An 18224-nucleotide genomic window follows, 5' to 3' on the forward strand; every position below is an offset into this window, starting at 1 on the left:
CTGCCATGAAAATGTAGGGAGACTTCTCATATGACCGTTTTTCTCAGTGAAGCCGACGTAGCGGAAGCGATGACTTGGCGCCATGATTTGCATCGGCATCCCGAACTCGCATTCGAGGAAAATCGGACCGCTGCCTTCATTGCGGAAAAGCTCCAGCTATGGGGTTTCAGCGTTCGGTCCAGTTATGCCGGAACTGGCGTGATTGGCAGCTTGACGCGGGGAACATCGAAACGCGCCATCGGTATCCGGGCGGATATGGATGCTCTGCCAATCGTTGAAAAAAGCGGTGTCGGCTATGTGTCGGAGACTCCAGGCAAAATGCATGCATGCGGTCATGATGGGCATGTAGCCATGGCTCTTGCTGCAGCAAAATCTGTCAGCAAGCTTGATTTTGATGGAACTGTGCATTTCATTTTCCAACCGGCTGAAGAAAATGAAGGCGGCGGTCGCGAGATGGTGCGCGAAGGGCTGTTTAAGGATTTCCTGGTTGATGCGGTTTATGGTCTGCACAATTGGCCCGCACTGGATGTTGGCACCTGTGTCGCTCGCGATGATGCGATGATGGCAGCCTTCGGAACGTTCGAGATCGAGCTGATCGGCAAGGGAGCGCACGGAGCGATGCCACATGAAGGCGCCGACCCAGTGGTTGCCGCCGCGCAATTGGTCACGGGATTGCAGACCATCGCAAGTCGCAATGTTTCGCCGCTGGAATCTGTTGTTGTTTCGGTAACGCAGATGCATGGCGGTGACGCTTGGAACGTCATTCCAGAAAGTATGATCATCCGTGGAACAACCCGCTGGTTCCAACCAGAGGTCGGGGAGACGATTGCCCGCCGGATACACGCGCTTGCCACTTCAATCGCCGAAGGTTTTGGCTGCGCGGCACGTGTTGATTATGAAGAACGTTATCCATCGACGATCAATACAGCTGACAATGCCCGCAAAATCCGTGAGTTGGCTGTTTCGCCCGATCTTGGTCTCAAAGTTCTTGATGCAGCCCCAAGTATGGCAGCGGAGGATTTTGCATTTATGCTGCAGGAGAAACCGGGTTGCTATTTCTGGCTTGGTAGCCGTCGTGACGGTCCTAATCCGGGTCTGCATTCGCCGTATTACGATTTCAATGACGCGCTTTTGCCTATAGGCGCAAATTTTTGGATCAAACTGGTCACAAGCGAACTGGCGTCAAACTGAATGCTGTGTTGTGTCGTTCCTGTCGTCAATTGATCCGTGATGCTAACTAAGCAACATAGTGCCATGGAAACGCTCGATGCAAAAGAATTGCGGACGTTCATGGCGGTGGTTCGGATCGGATCGATCCGAGGTGCTGCCGAACATATGAATGTCGCGCCTTCAGTAGTAAGCCGTCAGATCGCCGAAACAGAACGCAGTATTGGCTTGCCTCTGTTCGAGCGAAACGCACGCGGCATGATATTGACCGAAGCTGGCGAGCTGGTTCTGGAACATAGCAGACGCGTTCTGGAAGAGCATAGCTTGCTGACGGAGCAGCTTGGCTTTCTGAAGGGTGTGCAGCAGAGACGGGTCCGCATTCTTTGTGGCGAAGGCTTTCTCGCTGACATCTTGCAATATGGTCTTGGTTCCTTTGTCAAAATCTATCCCGATGTACAGTATGATCTGCAGCTTGGTGGCACGGAGAGCGTTCTAGACGGGATTGCCAATGGTGACGCTGATATCGGCATTGCCTATAATCCGTTGACTGACGCCCGGGTTCGTTCGCTTGCCATCTCGAAACAGCCACTCTGCGTGGTCGCACCGCCAGAACATCCACTATTAGCAAGGGATCGGCTGGAACTAGCCGACTGCGCAGGTTTGCCTAATGCGCTGCTTGGACCAGGGCACGGTATTACCCAACTGGTCACGCGGGTTGCAGCTGATCGGGGCTTCGCGATTTCGCCCCTCGTAGAAACGACATCAATTGATGTTTTGAGGCGTTTCGTGATTGCAGGACTTGGCATATCATTTTTACCTCGCTTTGCCGTCTCCACCGAATTGGCTCGTGAGGCTGTCGCCATACGCGAACTGTCCGACCCGCTGCTGGCTGAAGCAAGTGCACATCTGATGGTGCGTGCCCAGCGCCGGCTACCGAATTCAGTTGAACGCTTGAGCGGATTTCTTGCCAACAACATGGCGGCGTTCAGATAAGTCATCCCAATCACTGTTGCTCGTCACGGGACGCAGCGTTGTCTGCAAACCGGCTATGCGATCGCGCGCTTTGGTGCGAGCTTTTCCATTCAAAACGGGAGTGACCTCAAGGTCGCTTGATGGAACAATGGAGAAGTGGAATGGCGCAAGAGGGAAAGCCGGTGATCGGCGTGGTCGGCCTCGGCAGTATGGGGCTCGGCATGGCGCAGACCTTGGCGAAAAAAGGTTTCGCTACGCTCGGCTTTGATTTGTCTGCAGAGCGTAAGGCGCTGGCGCAAAAGGCGAACGTAATGCCCGCAGATACACTCGACCTGCTATTCGAAAAATCCAATTTTCTGGTTTTTTCACTTCCGACGGCGCGTGATGTCGAGAATGTAGTCAATGCGCACATCCATCAACTGAATGAAGGACGCGGGCGTGTGGTCATCATCGATACGTCGACCGCCGAACCAGATGTAAGTCGTACGCTCGCGCAAAAGCTCGATGCACTCGGACATGGTTTCCTTGATGCCCCCGTGAGTGGTGGGCCGGCAGGGGCTGCTTCTGGCAAACTGACGATGATGATTGGTGGCAGCGATGCGGATTTGGCGCTGGCGCAACCCGTTATCGAATCCATGGCGGCCAAAGCTTTGCATGTGGGGCCGAGCGGTGCTGGTAATGTTGCGAAGCTCGTCAACAACCTGCTTGCTGCGGCTCATATGGTGACAACTAGCGAGGGTCTGAAACTTGCGCTCGCCGCTGGAATAAGCCCCGAATCTGCCCTCCGTGTTCTGAATGCTGCTTCTGGCAAATCCATGATCAGCGAAGTTCATTTCCCGACTTGGATAATGAACGACCGGTTCGACAGTGGTTTCTCGATGGGGTTGATGCGTAAGGATGTACGTTTGGCACAGGAAATGGCTGAGCGCGTAGGTGCGGACAATCCTCTGACATCTGTCGTGGCAAAACTCTGGGCCGGTTCAGACAATCTCAAGGATAGTGACGACTTCACTCGTATGGGCGCCTTCCAGCCTGTTTCATCAAAGTAAAGAGCAGAACCATGACACCTAGAATTGATCCTAATGCGCAAGCCGCGCGTATTGCTGAAATTTTCAAGAGTTTCTTTCCGAAAGGCGTCATCGGCAGTTTAGTGAATGGTGAGATTATTGTCGGAAGCGGTGCCCAACAGAATCTGACAGACCCGGCGACCGGTAGGATTTTTGCCTCGTTCAAGGATGCGGACCAAGCGATTATCGATGCGGCGATGGACAGTGCTGCTCGCGCCCAAAAAGAGTGGATGGCTCTGACAGCATCTGCGCGTGGTCGGGTGATGAACGAAATTGCTCGGCGTATCCGCGAGCATGCTCCGCTGATTGCTGAAATCGAAAGCCGTTCTGCCGGACGTCCCATCCGCGACATTCGTGGCGAGGCGGTGCGCGTTGCCGAGATGTTCGAATATTATGCCGGCTGGTGCGACAAGCTCTATGGTGATGTTATTCCGGTGCCAAGCAGCCATCTCAACTATACGCGCCATGAACCGATTGGCGTCGTTACACAGATTACGCCATGGAATGCTCCTCTTTTCACTGGTGGATGGCAGATCGCACCCGCAATTTGTGCAGGCAACGGCATTGTCATCAAGCCATCTGAACTGACACCGCTTTCGACCCTTATCCTTGGCTTGATGTGCGAGCAAGGTGGCGTGCCGCGTGGTCTGGTCAACGTAATCGCCGGACAGGGTCCCACTGCCGGGCAGGCTGCAGTGTCTCATCCGTGCACGGGTCTAGTCGTTTTTGTTGGTTCGGCGCAGGCCGGGTCTATGATTGCCGCGACGGCTGCAAAGAATTTGATCCCTTGCATTCTGGAACTGGGCGGGAAATCGGGCAATATTGTTTTTCCAGATGCCAATATAGATCGCGCAATCGTTGGCGCGCAGTCGGCAATCTTCAGCGGGGCTGGCCAGAGCTGCGTTTCTGGATCACGTTTGCTGGTGCATCGTTCCATTCATCAGGAATTTGTAGAGCGTTATGCTGATGCGGCGAGCCGTATTGTCGTAGGCGATCCCTATGACGATAACTCGCATATTGGACCTATCAATAATGAACGGCAATGGTCAAAGATTGACCAGATGGTTCGCGACGGGATCGCCGATGGGGCCGTGCTAGCAACAGGCGGTAAGAAGCCGGAAGTACTGGAGGAGACAGGTGGTTATTATTATGCTCCAACAATCCTTGATCGTGTCGATCCTGCAATGACGATTGCCAAGGAGGAAGTGTTCGGTCCGGTCGTCGCGGTCATGCCTTTCGACGAGGAGGCGGAGGCAATTGTGCTTGCCAATGACAATCCCTACGGGCTTGCCGGAGCGGTCTGGACGGAGAATGTCGCGCGGGCTCACCGTGTTGCGGCCAACGTGCGGGCCGGAACCTTTTGGATCAATGGTTATAAAACCATTTCGGTCATGTCGCCGTTTGGCGGTTTCGGTCGGAGCGGTTACGGCCGATCGAGCGGTAAGGATGCGTTGATGGCATATACGCAAGCAAAAAGCATCTGGGTGGAGACGGCGGAAAACCCGGCTGTAACTTTCGGTTACTCACCAGAGACGTGATGAGTTGGATGGCAGCAAGGTTTAACGATAGGGAGCCGATTGCAAATCTTGCTGCCATATACTTGTGTTTGGAAATGGTTGGTCAAACTCTAACGAGGCCGGAGCGCTTCAACAATCCCATCAGGACCAACGGTAAAAGCGTGGTGATGAGAATGGCGATGAATGCCATGGCCATGCCGAGGCCAACCGACCCCTGTTCGAACTGGCGCCAGATGAAGATCGAGATGGTCTGCATTCCAACCGGAGCGACCAGGATTGACGCGACCAGCTCACGGGTCGCGACAGCGAAGACGAGCAGCATGACGGTTATGAGGCTCGGCGTGATCAGCGGCAGCATGATGCGCCGGAAAGCAGTGAAACTGTTTGCGCCGCAAACACGTGCAACAGCTTCCAGATTGTCACCGATCTGGTGAAAGGCAGCCGATGCATAGCGGATCGGCTGCGGGAGAAGAATGCAGCAATAGGCGAGCAGCAGGATCAGAGGTGTGTTGTATGGCGAGACGGGTAGCACGGGCTGGTTCCATGCCAGAATGAGACCGACTGCCACAACGACGCCGGGCAGGGCATTCGGCAGAACGGTCAGAACGTCGAGCCAGAAGCGGCCACGGAAACGCATTTTCACCACGGCATAGGCAGCAACCGCACCAAGAAATCCCGTTAGCAGGGCGCTTGCAATGCCGAGCGACAGGCTGTTGACTAGCGCACGCATGCCGCCTGCGCTGTTTTCTGCAATGGCGACAAAATTGTCGAAGCCGAGGTTCGATGGCGTCAGCCCGCCAGACACGGTTTTGGAAAGAGCGGTCGCCAGAATGGCCAGCAGAGGAACACCGGTCGCAGCAAAGGCGATGATAGCGAACAGAACCACCACGGGAATGGTGAGCGCTCCGAGCGGGCGTTTGTCCTTTGCCTGTGGCTTGCCGCCGGTCGTCACATAGGAGCGGCGCGTCAGTATCCAGCGCTGGACCAGAAAAGCGGCCAGCGACAGGCAGACAAGCGCCAGTGAAAAGACGGCAGCACCCGCAAGGTCGATGGGCCAGTCGGAAATGCGGAGATCAATTTCCGTCACCAGAACTTCAAAGCCGGAGCGGCGTCCAAGGGCTGCGGGTGTACCATATTCCTCGATGGCGGCTGCGAAAACCAGAAGGAGGCTTGCCGCGAGACCCGGCGTCGCAAGCGGCAGGGTAATGCGAATAAAGGAGCGCCACGGCGAAGCCCCAAACACCCGTCCGACATCGGAATAGCGAGCGCCAACTGCTTCAATTGTGCGCGACACCGCAAAATAGACGAGCGGAAACGTGTTCAGCGCCATGACGAAGCTCATTCCTGCGACCGAGAACAGGAATGGAGCCAGATTGAAACCGGCGAGTTGTTCAAGATAGCCGCGCGGTTGCAGGGTCATGATCCAGCCAAGTGTGGCGATATAGGGCGGGATCATGAACGGAACGAGCATCAGCACGTCCCACAATACGGCGAAAGGAACCTTGTAGAGCGCCCGGAAAACCGCAAGCGGAACGGCGATAAGGGCGGAAAGTGCCACCACAGAAAGCCCGAGCAGCACGGTATTGCCGCTCATGCGCAAAAGTTTCGGGTCTTCGAAAAGGGCTGAGAGATGCAGGAAAGGCTCGGCCAGCGAGCCTCTCCCCAACTGCGGAAAGATTGCCTGAAGGACAATGAAGACAAACGGCACCGCGACGATGAATGCGAGCCCTGCGACCGCAACGAATCCGAGCGGATTGCCAGCCGCCGCACTGCCTGTCTTCATATCTGTCTGTCCTTCAAAAATCAGTTGCTAACGGCGAAAGCGGCGCCGAACTCCTTCAGCGTTTCATTGCGCTTGCCATAGACTTCCTTGGCGTCGACCGGCAGGATTTTGAGGTCGCCGATCAGTGGACGATTGGCTGGAATATCGGTGCGCGACGGCATTAGATAGGTGTCGGCAACCATTTTCTGGCCTTGATCGGACAGCATGTAATCGATGAACTGCTTGGCCTCGTCCTGGTTCTTCGACCATTTGAGGATCATGGCTGGGCGGGGGGCGATCACGGTGCCGGATACCGGGAAAATGACGTCGATGGATTCACCCTTGGCCTTGCCGGCAAGCGAGATGTAGTCGACAGCGCCGAACACTGCTGCCTTCGCACCCTGGAGGACAGGGTTCAAAGCTTCTGCATTGGCACCGGCGACAGCGGCGCCGTTTTCATGCAGATTCTTGAACAGGTCCCAGCCCTGCTGTGCCTGAAGGGCGGCAACGAGCTCGAAGGTCGCGCCCGACTGTGCCGGATCCGGCAGGTTGACCAGATCCTTGTATTCAGGCTTGGCGAGATCCGCCCATTCGGCGGGCTTCGGCGTCTTGCTGGCAGGGTTCCAAGCAATGCCGAGGGCAGAAACGCCTTGAGCGACCGCCGTTTCATTCTTGAGGAAATCCGGCACTTTTTCGGCGTTCGGGCTGGTATAGGCGACCAGCCAGTCGCGCTTGGCGAAATCGGTTGCCGTATCCCACGATGCGGAAATCAGAACGTCGACAACCGGATTGGCAGCTTCCGCTTCGATGCGGGCCATAACCTTGCCGGTCGTTGCCTGAAAGACATTGACCTTTGCGCCGGTCTTGGTAGTGAAGCCCGCTGCCAGCTTTTCAATCAGGCTGCCAGGGCCTGCCGAATAGACCGTGATGTCCGCATAGGCAGCCGTGCTGGTGAGCAAAGCAGTAACAAGCGCAAGCCCCGCGCCGAGAATGGATTTCTTCATCTGTGCCTCCTGAGATGTTACCTGATGTGATGGTCTTATTTTGAGAACCAGCGAAGCTGGCTGGCATCGACCGAAATACCGACCGGAACGCCGGGTGAAAGGCGGATGCTGTCGAGATAGGTCAGTTCGTGGCCGTCCTGCTGGGAGCCGATGCGCACCGTGGTCAGATGGCCGTCGCCGCGAAACTGCGAGCGCAGGACCGTTGCTAGAATGGCTGCATCACTTGCGGGCACGCTGCGAACCGAGCGCGACGGCAACAAGACATGCGTTGCCTGTCCCGCATGAGAGCCATGGGCGATGTGGATTTCGGTGCGCGCAATCCTGTAGGCATTGTCGCGCTGCTCCACAGGCACGACACAGCCGAGCCGCAGAAAATCTGCAACTTCCGGTGTCGTCGGTTCTTCGACAAGCGCCTCGGGGGCGGCGAGCTGTTCGATCACACCGGCGCGCATGACGGCCACCTGATCGGCAAGCGAGAAAGCTGCGCTCTGGTCATGGGTGACATAGATTGCGGTCAGGCCGAGATTGGCGACAAGCTGGCCGATCTCCGTGACCATGTTTTCGCGCAGTTCGCGGTCGAGATTGGACAGCGGCTCGTCGAATAGTACCAGTCCCGGCTCGGCAACGATGGCACGGGCAATGGCGACGCGTTGTTGCTGGCCGCCCGACATATCGCTGATGGCGCGCTCACCGAAGCCCGAAAGGCCGACGCGATCGAGTGCCGAGGCAACGCGTTTTTCGCGTTCCGCACGGCCGAGGCCTCGCATTTCGAGCGGAAAGGAAACATTGCCGAAAACAGTCATATGCGGCCAGAGCGCATAATCCTGAAACACCATGCCCAGATGACGCTTCTCAGGCGGAATGAATGATCCTGTCTTGGCATCGGCGACGGTGACGCCGTTGATTGTGATCGAGCCCTTCGTCGGGGCGAGAAGGCCAGCCACGAGACGGAGCAAGGTCGTCTTGCCGCAACCGGATGGCCCGAGCAAAGCGAGCGTCTGTCCCTTCGGCAGTGAAAGATCGATATTCTTCAATATAGTGGCCGGACCAAAGGCCAGATTCAGCCCTTCAGCCCGAACGGCGATATCCGCTTTAATATTCGAGGAATGCAACATTTTTCCACAATCCAAATAGATTGGGAGCTTCTATTCTGATTGCATGACAGTTGGATGACGCTGCGAAAGCCTGCGCTGTTTGCGGTTCGGAACCAATCGCCATCACATCGGTTTGTCTCTTCATGCAACAAAGGAAGGGAAGAGGATGAGATTTGGAACGCTTGCTCTCGGTCTGACAGGGCTGGCGGTGGGATATGCACTGACGCGGGCAAGCTCGCCGCAGATTCCAAAGGGTATCGTGCCGGTAAAACCCTTCGATCTCACGCGCTATCTGGGCCGTTGGTACGAGGTCGGCCGCCTCGAAAATCGTTTCGAGCGCGGCCTGATCCGGACGACAGCAGAATATTCATTGAACTCCGATCAAACCGTAAAAGTGGTCAATCGCGGCTTTGATCCGTGGAAAGCGCGCTGGACGCAAGCCACAGGAACCGCCCGTTTTGTGCGATCCACCGACGAAGGCGCGCTGAAAGTTTCGTTCTTCGGACCTTTCTATGGCGGCTATAATGTCGTTGATATAGATGAAGACGATTATCAGTGGTCGATCATTGTCGGGTCCACGCGGAGCTATTTCTGGGTACTTTCGCGCGAGCCCGAGGCAAGTGGAGAGGTGAAGGCGCGAGCAATTGCACAGGGACTGCTATTGGGGATCAATCCAGACGCTGTCTTGTGGGTGCCTCAGCAATGAGCTAATATTAAATAGGAATTTTCTGCTTCTTGGCTGGTCTTGCCGTTTGCATTGGCTTTTTTAGAAGTCGACGCCAAAGTAGCTTTCTCCCAATGATTATTTCGTCTGACATTTTGATCCAGTTGTCATAACTGTGTCAGTATTTGTGGAAGAAATTCTTCTTTTTTCTGTCATTATATTTATGCGGTCAGGCCTATCATCTGGCGTCTGGATAGCCATAATACGCACTGTAATTGATTTACTAATGCCGATGCTCTGTGCATTTCTCTGCCAAAGCTCGGCGGGGTTGAATGGGTGTTAATTCTAGCTCGATGACGGCGTTATTGGATTCCGAAATTTGATATCGGTGACGACATCCGTGATCGTGGTCGTTGGGACTCACAGTTCTGGCGTTAGACTTACTTGCCACCTTTAGTTTCAGGAAGAAGCGCGCATCTGGGCTTCGATCACGCCATCTGTCTTCGTAAAAACAATAGTTGGTGCTAGCTAATGCGGCTCCTCCATATCCGCATGGACCAGATAGCGAAGCGGACCAGGTGTAATCCCATCAAATGGGTAGCAGGTCGCCAGCACGAGGTGGTGGCCTTCGCTATCTGGAGCGATATTAGCCTCATCCCACCGCGCCACGGTCATATAGCTGACGCGATAGGAGACCTTCTTTCCGTCGCTGCGGGTGACAAGTATCTGGTCGTTCTTTTCGATATTCTTCAAAAATGCGAAATGCGTATCGCGATGCGCCGCATAGATGGCCGTTCCGCGTTCGCCGGCCATCGGCGTATTGTCCAGATGAGCGGGACCGAAAGCCAATGCCTGTCCGCTGGCACCTTTCAGGGCAATGGCTGATTCATTGAGCCTTGGGGCTTCGATGCGGGCAACCGGCCATGTATCGGCCCAGTTCCAGGGTTTAACCGGAGCGCCCGTTTCAATGCTTTCGGAAAAGGCCTTTTCCAACAGGATCTGAGCCGCAAACGCTTTCGCATGGATCCAGATTCCCTGACCGGCAATTGCCAGCCCCATCGCAATCAGCACCATACCAAGCGCGGGGAGAAGGGAGCGCTTCAGCGCGCTCCCCGTAACAAGCTGATTGATAGGCATCACACATTCTCCTTGCGACGGAAGAACCAGAAGACGAACAGTCCAACCAGCATCAAACCCAAGCCTTGCAAAAGCAGCAGTGTCGCTGGCGTTGCCGTCTGCGGCAGCGGGATCGACTGCGATGGCGATGATGGTGAGGCAGGGCTTTCATGGCTGCGAACAGCGTCGCTCACCCCATTTATGTCCATGCTTGCGTGATCCCCGACATTGCGGTCCGCGCGGATGCCGAACAGCGTGTCATAATCCCACCCGGCAGGCAGTTGCAGTGGAATATCGGCGCGGGTCAGCGGTGCATTGGCCGGTCGCGACGGTGTCTTGTCGACAGCCACAAGGCTCGTCAGCCGGCTGACCAGATGATGCTCCAGTGCCAGGCGAAGAATGCGCGCATCGGCTGCGTCCTGAGTAATTTTGCCAAGGGTAAGGTCTACTTCCGCATCGTCAATCTTGCGACGTGCCCACAATTTTGAGATGCCTTCAGCATTCATTGCCTGGTCGAGCGGCAGATTGACTGTCCACGGACGGCCATCAATCTGGCCTTCGATAACAAGGCTTCCGGTCGCCTTGCCCATTCGTGCGGCGATGACAAGCGGTTCACCACGATAAAGATCGGGCAGAAGGGAGGGTGTCATGCTCACATTCTTTTCCGAAAAATTGGCCTTCAGATCGGTAACAGCCGGGTTTTCAAGCTTGTCGAACAGAGCCCGCATGCGTTCGTCCACTTCAGCCGCCGACCCGATATGGGTGAAGGTTCCGCGTCCAAGTTCTGCCGCACGGTTCATCAGATAGGAATTCGGGGCAGAGCCGATGCCGACCATGAAAATACGCGAGCGCCCCCGACGTGCCGCAACGGCACCCAATAATTGCTGCTCATTACTGATCTCGCCGTCGGTCAAAAACACGATCTGGCGCAATCCATTTCCCTGGTGGCTGTCATCAAGCGCTGCATGAAGGGCAGGCAGCATTTCCGTACCGCCTTGCGCTTCAAGGTTCGTTACGAAACGGCGGGCGGACGCGATATTCTGCTGATTGGCATCGACAGAATCTTCGAAGAACTTGGTCAATGTGTCGTCAAAGCGGATCACATTGAACCGATCTCCGGGCTGGAGATGCGACAGTGCATAATCCAGGCTGGCCTTTGCCTGTTCAATGGAAGTGCCGCCCATCGATCCGGAATTATCGATCACGAAGATAACCTCACGCTGGACCTTTTTTGCGTTGGCAACAGCCGGTGGCGTAACATAGGCAAGCACATAATCGTCCTTGCCGATATTTTCGCGAAACAGCCCGACCTGCGGTGCATCACTTGCGACAGCGCTCCATTCCAGAACGAAATCACGATCAGCAGCAGCCGTTCCGTCCAACGTGATTTCTCGTGTCGTGTCGTTCGTCGCGTCGATCCTGATCCTGTGGTAAAGGCTTTCGACCTTTCCAAGCGGGAAGCCTGCCTTCAGATTGACTGAGATGGTCACAGGATTGGTTCGCAAGGCAGCCGGTGGGGCCAAAGGCGTTCTAAGCGGCGAATTGTAAGTATCGGGCTTGCCACTATCGCTCGACTTGCCCCAACCGTTTTTCATTTCGACTTCCTGGACAACGGGTGAGGCATTGTCCGGATTGTAACGTGGTGCGACGACCAAAGGCACACGCAGCGAGAAACGATCATCGGAAAGCCGCACCGCCTGCTGATACTCGATCTGGATGACGACTTTTTCATGCGGGCCGATATTGGCAACCGCATTGGTAAACACGTTGGGCCGCTGCTGTTCGATCAGCGTGGCCTTTTTGCCTTCGCTTTTCGCCTGTTCATATATTGCGCGCGCTGCCTGCTTCTCCTTGATTTCAGCGACAATCACGCGATCGCCGATGACCATCTTCAGCGAATAGACCGCACTTTCTTCCGGCAATGGGAAAACATACAGGGCTTCAACGAAACCATCGGTCGGGTTCTCGAATGCCTGCGTCAGCCGGGCTCGGGCCGTCGGCCCACTCACATCGAGATTGACGTCCGTTGCGATCCGAGGCGCTTCGACATAACGCTCGGCTTCGCTTGTCTCAAGCAAAAGACTGCCGGATTGAACCTCGTTCGGCGTGACGAGAGCGGGTGTTTCTGCACGAGCCTGCACAATCTGCAACAGGCAGAAGATGACGGCTAGCGCAGGCAGTAGCGCCATGTTGCAGAACCAGACGAATGAGCAGAAGCGGGAGAGTATCCGGCGCCTATTGTTATGATTTGTAAGACTTATCGCGGGTAACATGGCGTGCTCCTTGTTCACCTCGAAGAACTGGAGCCATTGTCGCTGGAGCCACTGTTTCCACTCCAGCGTAAGCTTTGCCAAGTTTCAGCCGTCACTTTCCGCAAACCGCCTTGCCGGTTACGCATATGTGTGGAATTGTGAAGAAAAGTACGCAATTCAGGATATGCCATGTCCGATCAGGACTCTCACCTTCCCGACCAGCTCAATGCCCGCGTTGCCGTACGGGTTCGTGAGGAAATTGCCCGGCGGCGAATTTCGCGCCAGCTTCTGGCCGATGAAGCGCGGATCAGTCTTTCGACTTTGGAAAAAGCGCTGTCGGGCCACAGGCCCTTCACACTTGCAACGATCATCCGGCTTGAACAGGCAATGGGTGTCGCCCTGCGCGAACAGGCAGGTGATACTCCCGTCTCGTTGGCCAGGAACGGCAACAGCCACGCAGCGGAAGAATTGGGCGCCTATTCGCGCGCCTCGGTTTCATGGCTTGAAGGCGATTACCTGACCTTGCGTCCGTCCTTTGGCGAGGACAAGGCCATCTTCGCTTACACCACGGAAATCGGTTGGGATTTCGATGTCGGGCATCTCAATTTTTGTGAGCGGGAACGTTCCGATGTTTCATTCTCGCAACAGGGTACAGTCTCCGTTCCGCATCTTTCAGGGCACATCTATCTCGTCACGAATACATCCGGTCAGTACCGCATGGCCGTGCTCTCCCGCCCAAGCATTACAGGTGAAATGTTTGGTATCCTGACGACATTGCGTGCCGGGCAAGGTGCACATCTGACACCGGTTTCAACGCCGCTTGCGCTTGTTCCGATAAAACAGTTCGCAGATCCCTCATTCGGGCGCATACGCCTCGATGATCGGTCCTTCGCCGACTATTCGGCGATCTTGTCCAAGACGCTGGACGACGGTTACGCAGGTTTTGTTGCAGGGCAGTTCTAACTGTTAAACTTAAACTGAATTTGTGTAATCTGGGCTTACTCGCTAGTCACTGCTGCTCCCGCACCTCAAAACTGACTGGATTTGTAGGCCCATTCACCTGAAGGCATTTGTATTTGACGTTTGTTTAGTTGAAGTTTTCTTCCGCCTAAACCAACGACTGCTTGCCAGTCGGTCAATCTCCACAAAAATGACCGGTGTGATAAACAGCGTCAGCACCTGACTTAAGATCAGACCGCCCATAACCGCAATCCCAAGCGGCTGGCGCAGTTCGGAACCCTGTCCATGACCGAGTGCAACGGGTACCGCCGCAAGAAGCGCACAGAAAGTCGTCATCATGATCGGACGAAACCGTCGAATGGCGGCAAGATGGATGGCGTCGTCCGGTGCACGATTTTCATCCCGTTTCAATGTCAAGGCGACGTCCACCATCATGATCGCGTTTTTCTTCACGATGCCGATCAGCATGAGAAGACCTATAAGCGCTATGATCGAAAGGTCGAACCCGAAAAGCTGCAATGTCGCCAGCGCGCCGAAAGCCGCCGATGGCAGACCGGACAGGATTGTCAGCGGGTGGGCGAAACTTTCGTAAAGAACACCCAGAACGATATAGATCGTTGCGATCGCCGCGAAGATGAGAAGCCCCATGTTTCCGGTCGATTGAGCAAAAATCTGCGCCGCACCGGACGCACGCATTGTAACGGAAACCGGCATGCCGATCTCGTTGCGCAGGCTTTCCAGACGATCTGTCGCTGTGCCAAGAGAAACACCTGCTGGCAGGTTGTAGGAGAGCGTGACAGAAGCGAGCTGACCGGACTGATTGACCGTTACCGGACCATTCGTCCGGGAGATCGTCGCAAAACTTGCGAGCGGAACAAGCACGCCTGACGCGGATGGAACACGAAGTGCGCCCAGCATCGTCTCATCCCAAGGCCTGCTCTGGTCAAGTTCGATGATGACATCATAACTATTGCCAGTCGTCTGTATCTGCGACACCGTGAGTGTCCCATAAGCTGCTTCCAGCGTCTTGCGGATTGCTTCCGACGTTATGCCGAGGCTTCCCGCCTTGTCGTCGTCAATATCAATGTGGGCCTGTAACGCATTGTCCTGCAGGTCGGAAGCGACATCAACGAAAGTGTTCGGCTCTGCTTTCATCGCGTCGCCAAGCTTTTGCGACCAGGAGCGTGCTTCGTTGGCATCTAGCGATTGCAAAACGATCTGATACTGGCTTTGCGTGCTACGGCCGCCAAAGCGCAAGCTCTGTACTGGGGTGAGATATGCAGTCAGCCCCGGAAGTCCGGCAAGTTTCTTCCGAAGTTCACTCAGCGTCAGGTCCAGCGGCGGGCGCGCATCTCGCGCTTTAAGCTGTACAAACATGGAGCCTGTATTGAATGTCGAACCACCCGGCCCACTTCCAAGTGACGCCGTAACATGCTCAACCGCAGGATTGTCAGAAACGATGGCGGCCGCCTGCTTCTGCAATTCGCTCATGCCCTGATAGGAGATGTCCTGTCTGGCCTGGGTTGAGATGGTCACCAGTCCCGTATCTTCCTGTGGGAAGAAGCTGCGTGGCAATGTCATGAACGACCATACCGAACCAAAGAAACTCAGCACGAAAAGCAACATCACCAGAAGTCGATGTCGGAGACACCAGCCGACAGCGCGTCCGTAACCTGCCGTCACCCGGTCCAACATTTGCGCAATGCGTCCAGGTTCTGCCTGCGTGTGCGGCAGACGGGCAGCAAGCATGGGCGTGACCGTCAGCGAGACCAGCGCCGAAGACAGAATTGCCAGCGTGACCACCATGCCGAATTCGTTCAACACCCGTCCGACGATACCGCCCATCAGAAGGATCGGCAGAAAGACGGCAACCAGTGACAGCGACATGGAAATTATTGTACCTGTCACTTCCTGACTACCGACAACAGCTGCCTGAAAAGGGGGTAGTCCCTCCTCCACGTGACGGACGATATTCTCAAGCATCACGATGGCATCGTCGACGACCAATCCCACTGCCAATGTCAGTGCCAATAGCGAAATATTGTCGATGGAAAAACCGAGGGCATACATCGCTGCAAATGTCGTGACTAGAGAAAGCGGGACCGCAAGCCCTGGGATCATTGTCACCCAGAACTGCCCCAGAAACAGGAAGATCACCAGCACCACAAGGCCGATGGTTATGGCCAGTGTCGTTTGAACATCTGCCACTGCTGCACGGATAGATGCTGAAGCATCGTTGACGACCGCGATATGCATCTGTGCAGGCAGCGCCGTCTCGATTTCGGGAAGCTTGGCGCGGATCGCATCGACAACAGCCACAGTATTCGAACCGGGCTGACGCTGAACAGCCAGAGCGATCGTTTGTTTCCCATCCAGCCAGCTACCCTGATTGACGTTATCCACGCTATCCAGCACCGTGGCTACATCGGACAGTCGGACGATACGGTTACCACTGCCTGCAACGATCAAGTCCTTGAACTCCGCCGCATTCGTGCGCTGGGTTTTCGCGTTAACCGTCAGTGCCTGCGAACTGTTCTGCAGCGTTCCGACCGGGGTCTGGTCATTCGCTGCAGCAATGGTATCGCCGAGGCCCGATAGCGACAGATTTCGGCTATCCAGTTTGTCAGGATCCACTTCCACGCGGACCGCGTAGGTCTTCGAACCATAAACTTGCGCCTGTGCCACGCCCGAGATAGTCGACAAGGCTGGGGAGATAATGTTCTGCGCGATATCATCCATCTGGGTCAGCCGCGCGCCGTCGCTTGTTAGGGCCAGAATGATAACGGGCGCGTCAGCGGGGTTTGCCTTGCGATAGCTCGGTGGCGTGGTGAGATTATCCGGCAGTTGCCGTTGCGCACGCGTAATGGCCGCCTGCACATCTGCTGCTGCTGCATCGATATTGCGCGTCAGGTCGAACTGCAACGTAATCGATGTGTTTCCAAGCGATGATGTGGCGCTGATCGTATCGATACCTGCAATCGTCTCAAACTGCTTGATAAGCGGCGTTGCGACGGAAGAGGCCATTGTGTCAGGCGACGCGCCAGCGAGTTGCGCGGAGACGTTGATGGTCGGAAAGTCCGCTTCAGGCAATTCCGCGACTGGTAGCTGATAGTAAGCTGCAACCCCGCCTATCAACCCGCCAATCATCAGAAGAATGGTCGCTACCGGGCGACGAATGAAGACCTCGGAAATATTCATTGCCAGTCTACCTTCATTCGGTTCAGTCGGATGAAACCTTGGTATCCGGTTCTGCGTCGGCCAATTTTACCTTGGTGCCATTAGAGAGCGCGCTTTGGCCTTCCGTAACCACTCTTTCGCCGGGCTGAATTCCCGCGCTCAAGCCCGCCATGCCGTTGGCACGCAAAGTGACCGTCACCGGTCGTATTTCAACGGAATTGTCGGGTTTGACCACATAGCTTATGGAGCCATTTTCCTGCGGTTGGACAGCAACATCGGGGACCAGCACCAGATCATCGATCTGCCCCGCATCGACAGAGACACGCAAGGACTGCCCCGGCCAAAAGTTGCCGGAATGATTGTCTAGCGTGGCTCGCAAACGCACGGTACCGCTGCTCGGATCAATCGCGTTATCGATGAAATTGACGGGGCCACTTTCGGTGACGCTCCTTCCATCTGCGGAGATCGCAGTCACATCGGCCTTCAACATTCCGGCAGTCATTGTCGAACGAATACGTGCGAGATCGGTTTCGGGAAGCGTGAATTCTGCATAAACTGGCGTCATCTGCGTAATCGTTGCAACAGGCGCTCCTGCTGCGAGATAGGCACCCACGGAAACCTGAACGACACCCAATTGTCCGTCGAAAGGTGCAATAATGCCCATATGTGAAAGCGTTACCTGGTCAGCTGCAAGTTGCGCCTGATCGACTTGTAGTTGCGCTTGCGCAACCTTCAGCGCGGCCAGTGCATCGTCACCGCTCTGCGATGTACTGACTCCTTTTTGTACCAGATCCTGCGTGCGCTTCAGCTGAATTTCGGCATCGTTCAGCGTGGCGCGAGACTTGGCAACGGAAGCGGCATCCTTCCTGAGGTTTGCACGGATCGCCTGGTCATCAAGCTGAGCAATAAGATCGCCTGCTTTGACAATCGCGCCATCCTTGACGTTCAATGCTGCAACATTACCCGCCTCCGGACTATTCACTGCTGTTGATGCCACAGCCACTATAGTGCCGATTGTATTGCGCAGTACTGGCAGCGATCCTGATTTTGCAACCGTGGTTTTGACCGCATGTTCGAGGTTGGTGTTACGGCCTCCTCCCCGCTTGGCCTCGCTTTGATCGGTGGGGAATAGAGCAGGGTCTTTTGGAGTAAGACGTTGCCAGCCGACATAAGCGGCATAAACAATCAGCAATAGTGCAAGACAGCGGACAACCCAACGCTTCACCGTAGGCTCCTGTTCACGAACGGAGACGCCAACAACTGCTCCAATCACGCTACCACAAATCAATTCGTCGGCAATTAAACTCATTGAGAGCGGATCTGGCCTTCCTGATGGCTGTTATGATCACTTTTTGAGGAGGGAGATATTTGAAAAAGAGCATTGGTTGATTTGAGACAATGCATGTATGTGCCCGGCGGCCGAACTTGGTGCTCTATACTTATATAAGGAGAACTGGATACCGAGCATCCTC

The 18224-nt window shown here is 55.3% G+C and carries 13 protein-coding genes; 6 read left to right on the forward strand and 7 right to left on the reverse strand.

The genetic code is table 11. From position 1 onward, the window contains the following. Window positions 1-30 precede the first annotated feature (30 nt). The 4 genes from MKS82_RS25240 to MKS82_RS25255 all read left to right on the forward strand — a co-directional run bounded on the left by MKS82_RS25240 (window position 31) and on the right by MKS82_RS25255 (window position 4744). A complete protein-coding gene (locus tag MKS82_RS25240) occupies window positions 31-1191 on the forward strand; it encodes a M20 aminoacylase family protein (protein WP_109986670.1) in 1161 nt (386 codons plus the stop codon). A gap of 63 nt (window positions 1192-1254) precedes the next feature. Continuing rightward, window positions 1255-2160 (forward strand): LysR family transcriptional regulator, encoded by a 906-nt coding sequence (locus MKS82_RS25245; protein ID WP_240579460.1) that lies wholly within the window; start codon window positions 1255-1257, stop codon window positions 2158-2160. 140 nt (window positions 2161-2300) lie between these two features. Next, window positions 2301-3188: an NAD(P)-dependent oxidoreductase gene (locus MKS82_RS25250; RefSeq protein WP_109986672.1), complete on the forward strand. Its 888-nt coding sequence runs from the start codon at window positions 2301-2303 to the stop codon at window positions 3186-3188. Between the two features lie 11 nt (window positions 3189-3199). Further along, window positions 3200-4744 carry an aldehyde dehydrogenase family protein gene (locus MKS82_RS25255; protein ID WP_109986673.1) on the forward strand — a complete coding sequence of 515 codons (1545 nt, stop codon included), beginning with the start codon at window positions 3200-3202 and terminating at the stop codon, window positions 4742-4744. A gap of 82 nt (window positions 4745-4826) precedes the next feature. Here the strand turns inward: MKS82_RS25255 and MKS82_RS25260 are convergent, their stop codons facing one another. The 3 genes from MKS82_RS25260 to MKS82_RS25270 are packed head-to-tail and all read right to left on the reverse strand — an operon-like array spanning window position 4827 to window position 8604. Next, the gene (locus MKS82_RS25260) at window positions 4827-6506 is read right to left on the reverse strand and encodes an ABC transporter permease (RefSeq protein ID WP_109986674.1); all 1680 of its coding nucleotides are present in this window, start codon (window positions 6504-6506) and stop codon (window positions 4827-4829) included. 20 nt (window positions 6507-6526) lie between these two features. Further along, window positions 6527-7489, reverse strand: coding sequence for an ABC transporter substrate-binding protein (locus MKS82_RS25265; protein WP_109986675.1), 963 nt, complete (start codon window positions 7487-7489; stop codon window positions 6527-6529). A gap of 35 nt (window positions 7490-7524) precedes the next feature. Then, window positions 7525-8604: an ABC transporter ATP-binding protein gene (locus MKS82_RS25270; protein ID WP_109986676.1), complete on the reverse strand. Its 1080-nt coding sequence runs from the start codon at window positions 8602-8604 to the stop codon at window positions 7525-7527. A 145-nt stretch (window positions 8605-8749) separates the two neighbouring features. Here MKS82_RS25270 and MKS82_RS25275 point away from each other — a divergent pair, with 145 nt between their 5' ends. Continuing rightward, the gene (locus tag MKS82_RS25275; RefSeq protein ID WP_109986677.1) at window positions 8750-9289 is read left to right on the forward strand and encodes a lipocalin family protein; all 540 of its coding nucleotides are present in this window, start codon (window positions 8750-8752) and stop codon (window positions 9287-9289) included. Between the two features lie 486 nt (window positions 9290-9775). Here the strand turns inward: MKS82_RS25275 and MKS82_RS25280 are convergent, their stop codons facing one another. Beyond that, window positions 9776-10384 carry a class GN sortase gene (locus MKS82_RS25280; protein ID WP_109986678.1) on the reverse strand — a complete coding sequence of 203 codons (609 nt, stop codon included), beginning with the start codon at window positions 10382-10384 and terminating at the stop codon, window positions 9776-9778. Then, complete coding sequence (locus tag MKS82_RS25285; protein ID WP_109986927.1) at window positions 10384-12636, reverse strand: marine proteobacterial sortase target protein; 2253 nt, start codon at window positions 12634-12636, stop codon at window positions 10384-10386. Before MKS82_RS25285 ends, MKS82_RS25280 begins: the two co-directional genes overlap by 1 nt. Window positions 12637-12804: 168 nt before the next feature. On the opposite strand from MKS82_RS25285, the gene MKS82_RS25290 reads away from it, so the two are divergent. Then, window positions 12805-13578, forward strand: a complete 774-nt coding sequence (locus MKS82_RS25290; RefSeq protein WP_109986679.1) for a helix-turn-helix domain-containing protein — start codon at window positions 12805-12807, stop codon at window positions 13576-13578. Between the two features lie 93 nt (window positions 13579-13671). Here the strand turns inward: MKS82_RS25290 and MKS82_RS25295 are convergent, their stop codons facing one another. After that, window positions 13672-16773 carry an efflux RND transporter permease subunit gene (locus MKS82_RS25295; protein WP_109986680.1) on the reverse strand — a complete coding sequence of 1034 codons (3102 nt, stop codon included), beginning with the start codon at window positions 16771-16773 and terminating at the stop codon, window positions 13672-13674. A gap of 22 nt (window positions 16774-16795) precedes the next feature. After that, window positions 16796-17788: an efflux RND transporter periplasmic adaptor subunit gene (locus tag MKS82_RS25300; protein ID WP_235969084.1), complete on the reverse strand. Its 993-nt coding sequence runs from the start codon at window positions 17786-17788 to the stop codon at window positions 16796-16798. Window positions 17789-18224: the final 436 nt, after the last annotated feature.

Origin of the sequence: Ochrobactrum sp. A-1 (assembly GCF_022488005.1) — a bacterium.
Taxonomy (GTDB): domain Bacteria; phylum Pseudomonadota; class Alphaproteobacteria; order Rhizobiales; family Rhizobiaceae; genus Brucella.

Bases quoted from the DNA above. Each gene is read 5' to 3' on its own strand.
- MKS82_RS25240 (WP_109986670.1), top strand. From the start codon at position 31: ATGACCGTTTTTCTCAGTGAAGCCGACGTAGCGGAAGCGATGACTTGG.
- MKS82_RS25245 (WP_240579460.1), top strand. From the start codon at position 1,255: ATGGAAACGCTCGATGCAAAAGAATTGCGGACGTTCATGGCGGTGGTT.
- MKS82_RS25285 (WP_109986927.1), bottom strand. From the start codon at position 12,636: ATGTTACCCGCGATAAGTCTTACAAATCATAACAATAGGCGCCGGATA.
- MKS82_RS25265 (WP_109986675.1), bottom strand. From the start codon at position 7,489: ATGAAGAAATCCATTCTCGGCGCGGGGCTTGCGCTTGTTACTGCTTTG.
- MKS82_RS25280 (WP_109986678.1), bottom strand. From the start codon at position 10,384: ATGCCTATCAATCAGCTTGTTACGGGGAGCGCGCTGAAGCGCTCCCTT.
- MKS82_RS25290 (WP_109986679.1), top strand. From the start codon at position 12,805: ATGTCCGATCAGGACTCTCACCTTCCCGACCAGCTCAATGCCCGCGTT.
- MKS82_RS25295 (WP_109986680.1), bottom strand. From the start codon at position 16,773: ATGAATATTTCCGAGGTCTTCATTCGTCGCCCGGTAGCGACCATTCTT.
- MKS82_RS25260 (WP_109986674.1), bottom strand. From the start codon at position 6,506: ATGAAGACAGGCAGTGCGGCGGCTGGCAATCCGCTCGGATTCGTTGCG.
- MKS82_RS25250 (WP_109986672.1), top strand. From the start codon at position 2,301: ATGGCGCAAGAGGGAAAGCCGGTGATCGGCGTGGTCGGCCTCGGCAGT.
- MKS82_RS25270 (WP_109986676.1), bottom strand. From the start codon at position 8,604: ATGTTGCATTCCTCGAATATTAAAGCGGATATCGCCGTTCGGGCTGAA.
- MKS82_RS25275 (WP_109986677.1), top strand. From the start codon at position 8,750: ATGAGATTTGGAACGCTTGCTCTCGGTCTGACAGGGCTGGCGGTGGGA.
- MKS82_RS25255 (WP_109986673.1), top strand. From the start codon at position 3,200: ATGACACCTAGAATTGATCCTAATGCGCAAGCCGCGCGTATTGCTGAA.